We start from the raw sequence: 15,500 nt of genomic DNA, 5'->3' as shown, positions 1-15,500 counted from the left end.
TCCCGTCACAGAAACGAGCCCGGCCAGTGAACCCCTTTCGCCTCCACTCCCCGTACCCCTTTCGCGTCCCGCGCAGAGCCCTTCGTCTCGTACTGACGACCACCGCCGCCGGCACCCTGTTCGCCACCACCGCCTGCTCCTCCGGCTCCTCCTCCACCTCCGACGACGGCGGCAGGAAGCTCACCGAGGTCACCGTCGCCCTGGACTGGACGCCGAACACCAACCACACCGGCATCTACGTCGCCCAGCAGCTCGGCTGGTTCAAGGACGCCGGCATCGACCTGAAGATCGTGCCCTACGGCTCGACGTCCCCCGAGACACTCCTCGCCGGCCACAAAGCCGACTTCGGCATCTCCTACCAGGAGGGCATCACCGCTGCCCGGTCCGCCGGCCAGGACATCACCTCCGTCTACGCGGTGACGCAGAAGACCAACGTCACCATCGCGGTCTCCGCCGAACGTGACGACATCGACTCCCCCAGGGACCTGGACGGCAGGACGTACGCCGGATTCGGCGCCGCCTACGAGAAGCCGCTGCTGCAGTCGGTCATCAGGAACGACGGCGGCAAGGGCGACTTCACGTCCGTCACGCTCAGCACCTCCGCTTACTCGGCGCTGTACGCGGGCAAGGCCGACTTCGCGATGCCGATGCCCACCTGGGAGGGGCTGGAGGCGAAGCTCAAGGGCAAGCCGCTGAAGAACTTCGAACTCGGCGACTACGGTTTCCCGGACATCTACTCCACCCTCATCGCCTCCTCCGACCAGTACCTCAAGGCGAACACCGCCACGGCGAAGAAGTTCCTCGGCGTGGTGGAACGCGGGTACGCCTACGCCGTCGACAGCCCCTCCAAGGCCGCCGACCTGCTGATCAAGGCCAACAAGAGCGTCCTGACCAACACCGAACTGGTACGGGAGAGCGAAAAGATGCTCGCCGACTCCTACTACGAGGACGCCGACGGCAGCCTCGGCACCCAGTCCGCCGACCGCTGGCAGGCCTTCGCCGACTTCGAATACGAGTCCGATCTGCTCAGCGACGCCAATGGCAAGAAGCTGACCGCCAAGCCCGACACGTCGTCCTGGTTCACCAACGACTACCTGCCGGAGAAGTCATGACCGCGCCCCCCACCGAGACCGGGACCGGAACCAAGACCGGGACCGGAACCGGGACCGGAACCGAGACCGGGACCGGGACCGGAACCGAGACCGAGACCGGAACCGGGACCGGGACAGGGCCGGGGCCGGGGCCGGGGACGGAAGCGGGGGCGCCGGGCCGGGGCGGCACCCGCCCGCCCGGCGCCGCGCCCGCCGCCCGCGCCGGGACACGCTCGCCCTCCGTCGTCCTGCCCCCGCTGCTCGTCGTCACCGCGCTCCTCACCGTCTGGCAGCTCTACACCACCACCGCGGCCGTGGACCCGACTGTGCTGCCCGGCCCCTGGCGGGTCCTCACCCAGGGCTGGGAGAACCGGCAGGCCCTGTGGGACGCCACGCTGCCCACCCTCCAGGAGACGATCGCCGGCTTTGGGATGTCGTTCGCCGCCGCCTGGGTGGTGGCGGTCCTGCTGGACTTCTCTGTCTGGGCCCGCCGCGGCCTGTACCCGCTGCTGGTCGCCTCCCAGACCATCCCGATCGTGGCGGTGGCACCGCTGCTGATCATCTGGTTCGGGTTCGGTCTCTTCCCGAAAATGCTGGTGGTCACGCTCGCCACGTTCTTCCCGCTCACCGCGAACCTGGCTGCCGGTTTCGCTTCCGCCGATCCGGAGGCCATGCGGCTGCTGCGTTCGCTGGGCGCGGGCCGGGTGCGGGCGTTCGTGATGGTGCGGGTGCCCAGCGCGATGCCGTACTTCTTCGCGGGACTGCGCGTGAGCGTCACCTACGCCGTGGTCGGCGCGGTGTTCGCCGAGTACGCAGGCGCGGAGAACGGGCTCGGCATCTACATGCAGGCGCAAAAGAGCGCCTTCCGCACCGACTTGGTCTTCGCGGCGGTGGCCGTGACCGCGGTTTTGAGCATCGTCCTGTTCGCTGCGACGTACCTCCTCCAACGCCTCGTCCTGCCCTGGGAGCGGACGGCCCGGCGAAAGGAACACCCATGACCACCCCACCCGGCCCCGCACCGGAGCCCCGGCTGCGCTTGCGCGGCGTCGGCAAGCGCTACGACGGCCTGGACGTCCTGCGCGGTCTCGAACTGTCCGTGGCACCGGGCGAGTTCGCTGCCGTGATCGGACCGAGCGGCAGCGGCAAGAGCACCCTGCTCAATCTGATCGCCGGCCTGCAGGCGCCGACGGCCGGCGAGATCCTGGTCGACGGGGAGCCGCCGCGCACCCGTTCCGGGCGGGTGGCGTACATGCCGCAGAAGGACCTGCTGTTTCCCTGGCGGACGATCCTGGCCAACACCGCGCTGGGACTGGAGGCTCAGGGGATACGGAAGGCGCAGGCCCGGCGCCGTGCCGCCGGCCTGTTCGAGGCGTTCGGCCTGGACGGCTTCGAGGGCAGCTATCCCCACCAACTCAGCGGCGGTATGCGCCAGCGCGCGGCGCTGCTGCGCACCGTCGTGCTGGAGCGGCCGCTGCTGCTGCTCGACGAGCCGTTCGGCGCGCTGGACTCCCTCACTCGCCACGACCTCCAGCGCTGGCTGGCCCGTATGTGGCACACCTACCGCTGGACGGTCGTACTCGTCACCCATGACATCCGCGAGGCGGTCCTGCTGGCCGATACCGTGCACGTTCTGTCCCCGCGACCGGCCTCGGTCACCGCGCGCATCGAGGTGCCCCGCCCGCCGCACACCGGTGACGGGCCGCGCGTCCTGGACCCGGCCACGGCCGCCACGGTCGAGGCATGCGTCCTCGCGGCCCTCGCCGCCCCCGCGGAAGCCGCACGGTGACCGGCGTCCGCGACGACACGGCCCCCGCCGCCCCGGCCACCCACGGCCTCGGCTACGACCGGGTGGAACCCGACTGGGCCCCGCTGACCGCCCAGGAGGCGGCGGACGTCCTGGGCGGCGGACCCGTACGGCTGCGCTGGCACAGCCCCCGCCCGCTGTCGGCGGCGGCCGTGGTCGAGCACGAGGGCCACGAGGTCTTCCTCAAACGCCACCACGTGAGCGTCCGGACGCCGCAGGACCTGGCGGAGGAGCACGCGTTCCTGCGCCACCTGCGGGCGAACGGCGCCCCGGTGGTGGAGGTCCTCACGAGTGCCTCCCGCGGCGAGTGGACCTACGAGGCGCACTCCATGGGCCAGGGGAGGGACCTCTACCAGGACGCCCTGTCCTGGACCCCGTTCACCTCGCCCCGCCACGCACACGAGGCGGGCAGGGCCCTGGCACGCCTGCACCTGGCTTCGGAGGGCTACGACGCCCCGGCGCGCCGCCCGAAGCCCTTGGTGTCCTCCTTCGGCATCTTCGCCGCCCCCGATCCCAGGGGAGCCCTGGCCGATTACACGGCCGCGCGGCCGGCCCTGGGGGAAGCGCTGCGAGCGGACCCGGTCGACGCCGACCTGCTCCGCTGGCACCTCCCCTTCCACGCCGAACTCGCCCCCGTCCTGCACGAGCTGGAACCGCTGTGGACGCACAACGACTGGCACGCCTCCAACCTGCTGTGGGGCACCGCCGGCGGCACGGACACCGTCGCCACGGTGCTCGACTTCAACCTCAGCGACCGCACCACGGCCGTCCACGACCTCGCGGTGGCCCTGGAACGCAACGTCTTCGGCTGGCTGGAGCTGCCCGGCGGCCAGGTCCCCGTCCACCACGCGCACATGACGGCCCTGCTGAAGGGCTACGCCGCGACCCGCCCCCTCACAAACGCCGAGGCCGAGGCCCTGCCGCTGATGCTGCCCTTGGTCAACGCGGAGTACGCGCTGTCCGAGATGCACTACTTCCACGAGGTCACCCGCTCGGCCGCCAACACGGCTCTGGCCCGCGCGTACTTCACGAACCACACCCGCTGGTTCACGACGGAACCGGGACGGGCGGCCCTGAGCCGACTGCGCGAGACGGCCGACGGGCTGGCCAGGAGGTGACGGGAGACCCGGGCCCAGAACCCGCATCCAGCACCACGCCCGGCGACCGCGCCTATCCGTCCCGGCGGACGCACCGGCCCGTCGCAGGCCATTCCTGCCGCAGGAGCGGATGGCCCTGGTGACGGTCTGCGGCCGCGCCCCCCGCAGGAGGATCCTCGTTCTGTCCGGCAGCCGTGCCACCTGCGTGACCATCGGGAGGACGCGCGTCCCGATGCCCCGGTCCTGACCGTCGTCGGCCGAGGCCGGGGCCGGGCCGAAGCGGCCGTCGGTCTCCTCGGCGAGGCGGATACCCGTCGCCCGGCAGCGCGGGAGAAGGCCCGGCACCGCCGCAACGCGGTCGAGCGGTGCGTGGACAAGGGGAGACAGTTCCGCGTGGTGGTCACCCGTCACGGCAAGCGCGACGACGTCTTCGACGCCACCCTGACCGTCACCGCGATCGTCATCTGGCTCTGCGACACCGTCCAAGAGCCGTCACAAACGGCCCGGCCGTGGCGGTTCTGGAGCGGATGCGGGCGCACAGCTCCATGCCGAGCTGCGTCTTCGCCGCCTCCACCCGCTCCCGTGCCTGCTGCGTCCCAGGAGGCGGACAACAGAACCGGGACCACCTATCTCCGTCTCCGTGAAGGCGCTGGTGCGGGCATGCCGCCGCGCGGCTTCCTGCACGCGCCGCTCCTCCTCCGGCGCGGTCATCACGCTGCTTCTTCCGTGGCCGCCCACACGAGCCCGAGACGGGAGTGTTCAATGATCGGCGGATCCGACGATTGCCCAGACCTGTGTCGTTCACCTGCTGAGGAACATCTCCCACCGCCGGCTTACTCGGGTGCTGCTGACTATGCGTGGCGGCCTCAAGGCGGAGGAGGACGAGTTCCTGTCCAAGCTCATCGGTGCCTGCTCCGAGGTAATCCAACTTGTCGCAGGCATCAGTGATTGTGCCTCGCTCCTTGTGTCCCATGCCGGCATTGCCGACACGCTGGCATTGCCGACGCGCTCTCGTGCTGGATCGTCCAGGTCCGCGGCGTCGACCTGTCCCATCCGTATCTCTTCGCCCGGGGTCTGGAGCGTGACCGCGATGCCGTGACCGCCGCGCTCACGCTTCCGTACAGCAACGGTCCCGCCGAGGGAGTCCACACCAAGACCAAGCGGATCGCGCGCCAGGTGTACGGAGGAGCAGGATTCCTCCTGCTTCGCCACCGCATCCTCCTCGGGTAGCGGCGCTCTCTGTCATCACCGGCTGCGGGTCAGGGCCGTTGATCTGATGGATCTGGTGCCGTTCGGTTCCTTGCGGGGAGGGAGATGAGTGCCATGAACGCTTCCAGGTGACCGGCCATGTCGATGGACTCGTCGTAGAGCCAGGCGGCCTGGACGCCTTCGATGAGGGAGGTGATCTGGCGGGCCAGCACGCTCACGTCGAGGTCTGGCTTGAGCCGGCCCTCGGCGCGTTCGTGTTTCAGTTCCTCGCGGACCGATTCGACGAACTCCGCGTCCCGGCGGCGGATGAACGCGTGGGCCGGATGGCCCGGGTCGTCGGCTTCCGCCCGCAGGGTCAGGTCGAGCCGGATGACGCCGCGGATCGCTTCGTGGTGGCGCATGACCTCGGGGACGGCCCGCAGCAGGCCCCGCTTCTCGATCAGCGTGTCCCGCCAGGGCCGCTCGATCTCCTCGCGGCGTCTGAGCACGGCCTCCAGCAAGGCTTCCTTGCTGCCGAAGTGGTGCAGCAGCAGGGTGTGGCTGGTGCCGATGCTCTCGGCGATCTGCCGGATGGAGAGCCCTTGGTAGCCCTTTTCCGCGAACGCCTGGAAAGCCGCGTTCACCAACTCCGCCCGCTTGCGCTCGCCGTTCGCGTACGGCGCGCGCCTGCCCCGGCGGGCAGGCACCCGCGTCTGCTGACTCATGCGGCCCACTCCTCCACGCCCCCACCTGGGTTCTCCAGACGATAGCGCACCACATTGTTTGCCACAACGGTCAAAGAAACCGGTTGAACATATTCCATTGCGGTGAACTTTAGTTTACGTTCCTGCTCCGAGGCAGGTGCCTCAGCGGTCACCCCGAGCCAATGGCGGCTCCGGTCCGAAGGAGATCCACATGAGTGACCTCACCACCGCGATGAAGGCCGACGATCCAGCACCCCGCGAGCCGGTGCCCGCAACCACGACGGACCCCACCGACACCCCGGCGACTACGGCCGGCGGTTCACCCCGCAGGCTCATGGCCATGATCATGGTGGCGGCGGTCGGCATGTACATCATGTCGCTCACCCTGAGCACCGCCCTGTCCCTGCGCCTGGCGGACATCGACCCGGTCTCCAAGGACGCCACATACAGCACGGCCGTCTCGATCAGCGCCCTCGGCCTGCTCATCGCCGCGCCCCTGGCCGGCGCCCTGTCCGACCGGACCACCAGCCGTTTCGGCCGACGGCGCCCCTGGATCGTCGGCTGCCTCCTGGTCGCGCTGCTCGGCACCGCCGTGATCGGCACGACGACCTCCGCCGCCGTCGTCGTCGTGGCCTACCTGGTCGCCATCCTCGGCGCGCAGATCGGCTTCAACGCCTACGCCGTGATCCCCGTCGAAGGACTGCCGGAGCACAAGCGCGGCCGGGTCATGGGCGTCATGGGCATGTTCGGCGCGCTCGCCCTGTCGGCCGGCTCCTACCTGGCCTCCGCCCTCCTCGGCACCCCGCTGCTCATGATGACGGCCCCGGTCCTGTTCGCCCTGGTACTCAGCCTGCCGCTGCTCCTCCTCTACAAGGACCCGGTCAAGCTCCGCAGCGAGGTGCCCCCGCTGGACCTCAAGGCACTCGCCCGCACCTTCGTGGTCAACCCGCGCCGGCACCCCAACTTCGGCTGGGTCTGGTTCTCCCGGTTCCTCGCGGGCATCGCGATGACGGCGCTGTTCTCGTACTTCGTCTACTTCATGATGGACGGCCTGCACATGCCCATCGCCGAGGCGGGCGCCAAGGCGGGCACGCTCTCCCTCATCTCCGCCCCGGTCAGCGTGCTGTTCTTCATCGGCTCCGGCTGGCTGTCCGACAAGACCGGCCGCCGCAAACCGCTGGTCGCGCTCGCCGCCGTGCTGATGTCGGTCGCCCTGGTCACCGGCGGCACCTCCACCACGTACGCGCAGTTCATCGTCGCCTGGGTGGTCTTCGCCATGGGCCAGGCCATGTACCTCACCGCCGACCTGGCGCTCTGCGCGGCGGTCCTGCCCGACGCCCGCGACACCGGCAAGGACATGGCCGTCTTCGGCCTCGCCCTCAACATCCCCAACATCCTCGTGCCCGCCGTCGCACCGACCGTCCTGGCGCTCGGCGCGGGCCACAACTACCAGGCCCTGTGGTTCGGGGCAGCCGCCCTGTGCCTGGTGGGCAGCTTCACCGTCACCCTCGTCAAGGGCGTCCGCTGAACGTCCCGCGGAAGGACACCATGAACACCACCCCCCACTCCCCCTTCCCCGACGACTTCCACTGGGGCGTCGCCACCGCCGGCCACCAGGTCGAAGGCAACAACGTCAACAGCGACGTCTGGTTCCTGGAGCAACTCCCCGGTTCGATCTTCACCGAACCGTCCGGCGACGCGGTCGACCACTACCACCACTACCGCGAGGACATCGCGCTGCTCGCCTCCCTCGGCCTCACCAGCTACCGGTTCTCACTGGAGTGGGCGCGGATCGAGCCGGTGGAAGGACAGTTCTCGGCGGCGGCGCTCGCCCACTACCGCCGGGTCCTGGAGACCTGCCGGGAGCACGGACTGCGGACCGTGGTGACCTACCACCACTTCGCCTCACCCCGCTGGCTGCTCGCCGCCGGCGGCTGGGAGGACCCCGGCACGCCCGCGCGCTTCGCCCGCTACTGCGAAGTCGTCACCGAACACCTCGGCGATCTCGTCGACGTCGTCTGCACCCTCAACGAACCCAACCTGCCGGCGCTGCTGGCGGCCGTCGGCATCGGCGGCGAGGTTCCCGAGGAGCGGGCGTCGACGCCGATGTGGGCGGCGGCGGCCGAACGGCTCGGCATCGAGGCGCGGCGGGTGGCACCGTTCCAGCTCACGGCCACCGAGGCAGCCTTCGAGGTGAAACTCGCCGCCCACCGCGCGGGCACCGCCGCCGTCAAGTCGCGCCGCCCCGGCCTCCCGGTCGGCTGGACGCTCGCCAACTCCGACATCCAGGCGGCCCCCGGCGGCGAGGAGCGTGCCGAGCGGGTGCGACGCGAGGTCAACGAGCGGTACCTGCTGGCCTCCCGGGACGACGACTTCGTCGGCGTGCAGACCTACGGCCGGCACGTCTTCGACGTCGACGGGCCGGCCCCCGTACCGGACGGCGTGCCCGTGAACCAGCTGGGCGAGGAGATCTACCCCCAGGCACTGGAGGCCACGATCCGCCAGGCGGCGGCCGTCGCCGGGATCCCGGTCCTCGTCACCGAGAACGGCCTCGCCACCGAGGACGACACCCAGCGCCTCGCCTACCTGCGCACCGCGGTCGCCGGCGTCGCGGCATGCCTCGCCGACGGCATCGACGTCCGCGGCTACATCGCCTGGACCGCGTTCGACAACTACGAGTGGGTCTTCGGCTACCGCCCCAAGTTCGGCCTCGTCGCCGTCGACCGCGACACCCAGCTCCGCACCCCGAAGCCGAGCGCGTACTGGCTCGGCGGCACCGCGCGGACCAACGGCGCCGAAGCCGCCGCCCCGGCCGCTCAGCCCGCCTGAGGCCCCCGAACCGGGAGCCGACGCCCACGGACCCACCTGACCGGGATCCCGGAGCGCCGGCCCCCCTGACCGCCCCACCACCCACCCAACCCCTCGCCCGCCCCACCCCGGAGCCCCCCATGTCCCCTTGGCACGCCCGACTGATCACCCCCCACGATGACTTCGGCGGAGCCCCCCTGCTGCGCGGCGAGGTCCGGCTGGACGAAGGCCACGGCGAGGTCGTCTCGGCGACCCTGTACCTGTCCGCCCTCGGAGTCGTCGAGGCATGGGTCAACGGCCGGCGGGCCTCACAGGACCTGCTCACCCCCGGCTGGTCCAGCTACGAGTGGCGGGTGCGGTACGCGGAACTGGACGTGACCTCCCTGGTGGCCCCCACCACCGTCCTGGGCCTCGCCCTGGGCAACGGCTGGTACCGGGGCCGACTGACCTGGAACGGCGGTTCGGCGTTCTACGGCGACGAACTGGCCGGCTTCGCCGAGCTACGGGTACGGTTCGCCGACGGCCACGAGCAGGTCACCGGTACCGACGCGACCTGGACGGCGGGACCGTCGGCGACCACCGCCAACGACCTCTACGACGGGCAGGACATCGACGCCCGCCGCTACGACGACGGCTGGCTGTCGGCCGGATTCGCCTCCGACACATGGGCGGGAGTGCGCGTACTGGACGACGACCTCGCCCGCCTGGAGCCCTACATCGGCCCGCCGGTGCGCCGCCACGCGGAGCTGGCCCCGCGGGAGGTGTTCACCTCCCCGAGCGGCAAGGTACTGGTGGACTTCGGGCAGAACCTGGTCGGCTGGGTCCGCGCCGAGGTCCGCGGCGAGGCCGGACAGGTGGTGACCCTGCGCCACGCGGAGGTGCTGGAGGACGGCGAACTGGGGGTGCGTCCGCTGCGCACGGCGAAGGCCACCGACCGCTTCACCCTCTCCGGCGGCGTGGACGTCTTCGAACCGACCCTCACCTTCCACGGCTTCCGCTACGCCGAGATCGAGGGCTGGCCCGGCGGCGCGGACGCGCTGCGCGAGCACGGCGGGCTCACCGCGGTCGTCGTCTCCTCCGACCTGCGCCGCACCGGCCGCTTCGAGACCTCCCACCCACTGCTCGACCGGCTGCACGAGAACGCCGTGTGGGGCATGCTCGGCAACTTCCTCGACGTCCCCACCGACTGCCCCCAGCGCGACGAACGCCTCGGCTGGACCGGCGACCTCTCCGCGTTCGCACCAAGCGCCGCCTTCCTCTTCGACACCCGTGACTTCCTGCGCGACTGGCTGCGCGACCTGGCCCTGGAACAGCAGGCCCAGGACGGCCTGGTCCCCAACGTCGTACCCGACGTACTGAAGTACATCGACCCGCCGGAGGGCATCGGCGAACCGGACACCTCCGCCCTGTGGAGCGACGCCAGCGTCTGGGTCCCCTGGGCCCTGTGGATGGCGTACGGCGACGCGCAGGTGCTGCGCGAGGCGTTCCCCTCGATGCTCGCCCACACCCGCCGAGTCCGCGGCAAGCTCTCACCGAACGGACTGTGGGACACCGGCATGCAGTTCGGTGACTGGCTCGACCCCGACGCCGCACCGGACCAGCCGTGGGCGGCCAAGGCCGACCGGTACGTGGTGGCCACCCTGTGCGCCTACCGGACGGCCGACCTGGTCGCCCGCACCGCGGAGGTGCTCGGCGAGCACGCCGCGGCCGACGAGTTCCGGGCGATGGCCGACGGTCTGCGCGACGCCGTCAACCGGCACTACGTGACCGAGGGCGTCATCAAAAGCGACTGCACCACCGTGTACGCGCTGGCCATCGTCTTCGGCGTACTGGACGAAGCCGACCAGGAGTTCGCCGGCCGACGCCTCGCCGAACTGGTCGAAAAGTTCGGGCACCGGATCTCCACCGGGTTCGCCGGCACCCCCTTCGTCACCGACGCGCTCTCCCTGACCGGCCACCTCGACACCGCCTACCGGCTGCTGCTCCAGACCGAAAGCCCGTCGTGGCTGTACCCGGTGACCATGGGCGCCACGACCATCTGGGAGCGCTGGGACTCGATCCTTCCCGACGGGAGCATCAACCCCGGCGAGATGACCAGCTTCAACCACTACGCGCTGGGCGCCGTCGTCGACTGGATGCACCGGGTGATCGGCGGCCTCGCCCCCCTCGAACCGGGTTACCGGCGCATTCTGGTCGCCCCCCGGCCGGGCGGCGGCCTAGACCAGGCCATGACCAGCCTGGAGACGCCGTACGGCACCGCAGCCGTCCGGTGGACGATGACCGACGGGACCCTCACGGTCGACGTCACGGTCCCGGAGGGCACCGAGGCGGTGCTGCGCCTGCCGGGCGCGGCGGAGGAGGTCGTCGGCGCGGGCCGACACGAGCGCCGCACCCCGACGACCTCCGCATGACAAGCCCTGGCTAAAGCTTGTCAAACAGTTCCGGACGCTGACCCGGTGTCCGAAACCGCGAGGTCAGGACAGGTCTCCTTACGAGAGATCGCCGAACCCAGCCGATCTGCCGTTCATCCGACAGGAGAAACCGATGCCCTTCGGCCCCGATACGCCACTGGCCGACCTGCTGGCCGCGCAGGAGGCTGCCACCGTTCTGCAGCGCCACATCCCAGGCATTCTCGATGCTCCCGATTTCACGATCTTCCCCTCCGTCCCCCTCGGGAAGATGCTGGCCTTCCACACTCCGCTCGGCGAGACTCCCGCGTCCCTGGAGGAGTTGTGGCGGGACCTCGCGGCACTGCCGTCGAACCCGCCGGTGCGCGTTCCCCAAGAGGCTCCCCGCCGACCCGGCACGGACTACGAAGCATCCGACGTCGCCCGGGCCTCGGCGAAGGTGACCAGCGTGTCCGATGCCGAGCAATGGGGAATCGCCGAGGTGGTGGTGGAAGGCCCCAGCCACGGCAACCCCTTCACCGAGGTGGAGCTGGACGCCGTCTTCCAGCGCCCGGGCGCGGAAAAGGTGCGGGTCGGCGGCTTCTACGACGGCGGAGGAACCTACCGCATCCGGTTCCAGCCCTCCGACGCCGGCACCTGGACGTTCGAAACCCGCTCCAACGCCCGCTCCTTGGACGGACTGACCGGATCGGTAGAGGCAGGCGCACCGTCGACGGGCAACCGGGGCAAGGTCGTCGTACGCGACACCTATCACTTCGCCTACCAGGACGGGACCCCGTATCTCCCGCTCGGTACGACGGCGTACGCCTGGACCCACCAGCCGCTGGAACTGCAGGAGACCACACTTCGCACGCTTGCCGACGCACCATTCACAAAACTCCGGATGTGTGTGTTCCCAAAGTCGTACTTCTACAACACCAACGAGCCGTCACTCTTCCCGTACGTGCCCGACTCCGACGGAGCGTTCGACTTCAGCCGGTTCGACCCCGCCTTCTTCCAGCACCTGGAGCGGCGCGTCGAGCAACTTCAGGAGATCGGAGTGGAAGCGGATCTGATCCTCTTCCACCCCTACGACCGGTGGGGTTTCTCCGCGATGCCGGCCTGGGCGGACGACCTCCTCGTGCAATACGTGGTGCGACGTCTGGCCGCGCACCGGAACGTGTGGTGGGCACTGGCCAATGAGTACGATCTGCTGTCGCACAAGACCGATGAGGACTGGGAGCGGATCGCGGACGTCGTGGGGCGGGAGGACCACGTCGGTCACCTCACCTCCATCCACAACGGGCTGCGGTTCTACGACCACACTCGCCCCTGGGTCACGCACTGCAGTATCCAGCGGGTCGACACCTACCGGACCGCGGAGAACACCACCCAGTGGCGGGAGGAATACGGCAAGCCGGTCGTCATCGACGAGTGCGGCTACGAGGGTGACACCGACGCGACCTGGGGGAACCTCAGCGCACGTGAACTCGTGCGCCGATGCTGGGAGGGCGCCGTGCGCGGTGGCTACGTCAACCACGGGGAGACCTACTACGACGAAGAGGAAGTCATCTGGTGGGCGAAGGGAGGCGTACTGCGCGGTGAGTCGGCCGAGCGCATCCGCTTCTTGGCGCGCATCACCGCCGAGGTGCCCAGCGGCCGGATCGAGGCCCTGCCTTCCCCTCCCTGGGATGTTCCGTGCGGCGGCGACGAGGATCACCGCATCATCTATCTCGGCCTCGGCTGCTCCGCCTTCCGCTGGATCCAACTCCCGCAGGACTCGCGGTGGGAGGTCGACGTCATCGACACCTGGAACATGACCGTCCAGACCCAGCCGGGCCTGGCGCGAGGCCGGATCAAGGCGAATCTGCCCGGTCGCGAGTACATGGCCGTACGGCTGAGGCGCGTGACGTCCCGAGCCGAGGGCTGACCGCAGGGATACGCGAAAGGGGCAGTGTCCGGACGGGCCGAGAACGCATCACGTGCGTGATCGGCTCGGACCGGCCGGCAGCTGTGCTGATCGAAGGCAGCAGCGCATCGACGCGAGGACCGGGTGTGAGGTCTCATTGATGTTGCTGTGACCGTCTGTCGTTGACCTGCGGTACCGCACATACATCGCGACGGGTTCTAGAGACACGACGGGCTGTTTGACCTGCGGTCTTGCAGGTTGGATAAGACTGCTGCATCTAGACTGAGAACCTCTATGAGAGGGCGGTGGTGGGGGAGGGGCCGGGGGTGGGGCCGGACCCATATGCGGGGCGGCTACCGGCACTTGACGGGTCCGGTCGGTGAGCGTGTACGGGTGATCCATCCCAAGATCACTTACCGTGCGTACGCCGCGACGGCCGTCATCCGTGCCCCACGAATGTGCCGCTATCTGCGCCCGCTGATGACGCCCTCCGGCCATGCGTACAGCTTTGATCAGGCCCGTCGGATGTCAGCCCATGCCTGCGAGATGTCAAACTGGGCGGGTGCCTGAGCTTGACTCTGTCGGGGATCTTGGGCCGGTCGGAGTCAACTGCCCAGGGTGCGCCAGGACTTCAGGCGAGGGATCTCGCGCTGGTCGAGGTAGTTCTGGAAGGCAGTCGGCTGGCGGGGTATGGGGGCTTCCTCAGCGGGTGACAGTCCGCCGAGGCGTTCGATGTTGACGGCGATGGCCGTCAGGACGTGCTGGATGTGGGCCTTTCCCTGTCCTCGGTAGCGGCAGCGCCGCATGCCGTGTCCGTGGGCGAACTCGTTGACCGTGCTCTCCACTCCGGAGCGGACCGCGTATCGGGTCTTCCACTCGGGCGTCTGCTGTTCGGCGCGGACGCGGAGTTGCAGGTCACGGAGCTCGCGCGGGGGAAATCCCACGGTGCGGGCGCTGTCGGCGGTGCTGGTGCACTGCGTGCGTGCCGGGCAGGGGCGGCACTGGCTCTTGGTGAACCTGGCCACGATCAGCGGGGCGGCGGTGGGCGAGGAGGTCGGGTAGGGGCCGTGCCAGCCCGCGCTGACCTGTCCCTGGGGGCAGGTGACCTGCTGCTTGTCGTAGTCGATGTGGAAGTCGTCCCGGGCGAAGCCCTCGTCGCGGCGGTGCTGGCGGGTGGGGTTGCTCTTCAGCGGCCCGGAGACGGTGACCTGGTGTTCACGGGCAGCTTGTTCCAGGTGGGGCAGGGAGGTGTAGCCGGCGTCGACCAGGTGCTCGGCGGGCAGCAGTCCGCGACGCGCCAGGCGGGTGTGGATGCCGGGCAGGACCTGGCTGTCGTGGGTGGTGGCCGCGGTGGTGGCGACATCCGTGATCACGTTGGGGCCGTCGGGGGCACAGGTCTCGGTCAGATGAGCGGCGAACCCCTTCCAGCTGATGATGTGTCCGTGCCTCGCGTAGCGAGCCGAGGTGTCGTAAGGCGAGACGATCGCCCGCGACGACGGCGGCAGACCCGCCCCGCCTTCTTTCTCGGCGGTGCGCCAGCGCAGGTGTCCCGCGGCATCACGGTGATAGTTCTGCACCATGATCTGCCGCAATGCCTGGATGCGAGGACCGGACATGCGGTCCGCTCCGTGCCGGTAGAGGTGTTCCAGAAGCCGGACGGCGTCGTTGCCGGTGGCAAGAATCCTGGTCATGGGCTTGGTGGGGTTCTTCCCCAGGCGGACCGGCCGGCCGTAGCGCAGCCCCCAGCCCTCGTCGACCAGCTCGTCCAGCAGATGAGGAGAGATGCCTGCGACCTCTTCGAGTGCGGCGCGAACCGACTCGGTGACCAGTTCCAAGCGGGTCAGGTCACGCACCGCGGCCAAGACGTGCGTGGAGTCGGTGCGCTGCGTGGTGCGCTCGCGCACCAGACCGGCCTCCTTCAGGCGGGCCAGTGCGAGGTCGAGGAGGCGGTCGGCACGGCCATCCTCGGCGAGACGATCGCGGAAGTCGCCCAGCACACTGTGGTGGAAGCCGGGATCGTCCAGCTCCATGGCCATCGCGTACTTGAAGTCGATGCGGCAGCGGACCGCCTCGGCGGCCTGCCGGTCCGACAGACCGAGCAGGAACTGCAGCACACAGACGGTGGCCAGCTGAGCGGGCGAGAGACCCGGCCGCCCGTCCCTGGGGTACCAGTCCGCGAAGTCCTCGTCGCACCACAGCCCATCCAGCCGGTCCCGCACCCATATCGCCGTCGTCCCACCCGGGTTGCTCGCCCGCGCGACCCGCGCGGTCAGAGGCGGAACGTGCTCACCGGAACGGGGGCGCAGGGACAACGGGCACCTCGACAGCTGCAACGGTCGGCGGAACTCCCCCGATCATCCCGTCGACCATGCTGCCGCACCGGGAAACTCCAAGATCCCCGACAGAGTCAAGCTCAGAGGCCGTTCTCTTTCCGAACCTCATGTGTGATTTCTGCTGGTCAGGCATGAGACCGCGGTTATCGCGGGAGTCTCGCTACGTTGCTGGCCGAGAT

11 protein-coding genes are annotated in these 15,500 nt (G+C 69.8%); 9 read left to right on the top strand and 2 right to left on the bottom strand.

The features are described 5' to 3' along the window. Positions 1-26: 26 nt before the first annotated feature. The 5 genes from ACY1JF_RS27450 (at position 27) to ACY1JF_RS27430 (ending at position 5,222) form a co-directional block, all read left to right on the top strand. On the top strand, positions 27-1,112 hold the full coding sequence (locus ACY1JF_RS27450; protein ID WP_462707954.1) for an ABC transporter substrate-binding protein: 1,086 nt from the start codon (positions 27-29) through the stop codon (positions 1,110-1,112). Beyond that, positions 1,109-2,089, top strand: a complete 981-nt coding sequence (locus ACY1JF_RS27445) for an ABC transporter permease (protein ID WP_462707953.1) — start codon at positions 1,109-1,111, stop codon at positions 2,087-2,089. Before ACY1JF_RS27450 ends, ACY1JF_RS27445 begins: the two co-directional genes overlap by 4 nt. Beyond that, positions 2,086-2,877, top strand: a complete 792-nt coding sequence (locus tag ACY1JF_RS27440; protein ID WP_462707952.1) for an ABC transporter ATP-binding protein — start codon at positions 2,086-2,088, stop codon at positions 2,875-2,877. Before ACY1JF_RS27445 ends, ACY1JF_RS27440 begins: the two co-directional genes overlap by 4 nt. Beyond that, a complete protein-coding gene (locus ACY1JF_RS27435) occupies positions 2,874-4,013 on the top strand; it encodes a phosphotransferase enzyme family protein (protein ID WP_462707951.1) in 1,140 nt (379 codons plus the stop codon). Before ACY1JF_RS27440 ends, ACY1JF_RS27435 begins: the two co-directional genes overlap by 4 nt. Positions 4,014-4,940: 927 nt before the next feature. Next, on the top strand, positions 4,941-5,222 hold the full coding sequence (locus tag ACY1JF_RS27430; protein ID WP_462707950.1) for a transposase: 282 nt from the start codon (positions 4,941-4,943) through the stop codon (positions 5,220-5,222). Between the two features lie 29 nt (positions 5,223-5,251). Here the strand turns inward: ACY1JF_RS27430 and ACY1JF_RS27425 are convergent, their stop codons facing one another. Beyond that, a complete protein-coding gene (locus ACY1JF_RS27425; RefSeq protein ID WP_462707949.1) occupies positions 5,252-5,905 on the bottom strand; it encodes a TetR/AcrR family transcriptional regulator in 654 nt (217 codons plus the stop codon). A gap of 190 nt (positions 5,906-6,095) precedes the next feature. Here ACY1JF_RS27425 and ACY1JF_RS27420 point away from each other — a divergent pair, with 190 nt between their 5' ends. From ACY1JF_RS27420 to ACY1JF_RS27405, 4 genes are all read left to right on the top strand, one after another. After that, complete coding sequence (locus ACY1JF_RS27420; protein ID WP_462707948.1) at positions 6,096-7,412, top strand: MFS transporter; 1,317 nt, start codon at positions 6,096-6,098, stop codon at positions 7,410-7,412. Positions 7,413-7,432: 20 nt separating this feature from the next. Then, positions 7,433-8,713, top strand: a complete 1,281-nt coding sequence (locus ACY1JF_RS27415) for a glycoside hydrolase family 1 protein (protein WP_462707947.1) — start codon at positions 7,433-7,435, stop codon at positions 8,711-8,713. Between the two features lie 119 nt (positions 8,714-8,832). Next, a complete protein-coding gene (locus tag ACY1JF_RS27410) occupies positions 8,833-11,103 on the top strand; it encodes a family 78 glycoside hydrolase catalytic domain (RefSeq protein WP_462707946.1) in 2,271 nt (756 codons plus the stop codon). Between the two features lie 133 nt (positions 11,104-11,236). Continuing rightward, a complete protein-coding gene (locus tag ACY1JF_RS27405; RefSeq protein WP_462707945.1) occupies positions 11,237-13,009 on the top strand; it encodes a DUF5605 domain-containing protein in 1,773 nt (590 codons plus the stop codon). A gap of 584 nt (positions 13,010-13,593) precedes the next feature. Here ACY1JF_RS27405 and ACY1JF_RS27400 read toward each other — a convergent pair. Further along, positions 13,594-15,207, bottom strand: coding sequence for an IS1182 family transposase (locus ACY1JF_RS27400; RefSeq protein ID WP_462707944.1), 1,614 nt, complete (start codon positions 15,205-15,207; stop codon positions 13,594-13,596). Positions 15,208-15,500: the final 293 nt, after the last annotated feature.

The sequence above is a fragment of the Streptomyces sp. SYSU D01066-1 genome (assembly GCF_054956795.1).
The sequence above is the reverse complement of the archived record's forward strand: the minus strand, read 5'-3'. Positions and strand labels throughout refer to the sequence as shown.

What these genes read in the sequence shown, in the direction of transcription:
- ACY1JF_RS27410 (WP_462707946.1), top strand. Translation starts at nt 8,833, where the DNA reads ATGTCCCCTTGGCACGCCCGACTGATCACCCCCCACGATGACTTCGGC.
- ACY1JF_RS27415 (WP_462707947.1), top strand. Translation starts at nt 7,433, where the DNA reads ATGAACACCACCCCCCACTCCCCCTTCCCCGACGACTTCCACTGGGGC.
- ACY1JF_RS27440 (WP_462707952.1), top strand. Translation starts at nt 2,086, where the DNA reads ATGACCACCCCACCCGGCCCCGCACCGGAGCCCCGGCTGCGCTTGCGC.
- ACY1JF_RS27420 (WP_462707948.1), top strand. Translation starts at nt 6,096, where the DNA reads ATGAGTGACCTCACCACCGCGATGAAGGCCGACGATCCAGCACCCCGC.
- ACY1JF_RS27405 (WP_462707945.1), top strand. Translation starts at nt 11,237, where the DNA reads ATGCCCTTCGGCCCCGATACGCCACTGGCCGACCTGCTGGCCGCGCAG.
- ACY1JF_RS27425 (WP_462707949.1), bottom strand. Translation starts at nt 5,905, where the DNA reads ATGAGTCAGCAGACGCGGGTGCCTGCCCGCCGGGGCAGGCGCGCGCCG.
- ACY1JF_RS27445 (WP_462707953.1), top strand. Translation starts at nt 1,109, where the DNA reads ATGACCGCGCCCCCCACCGAGACCGGGACCGGAACCAAGACCGGGACC.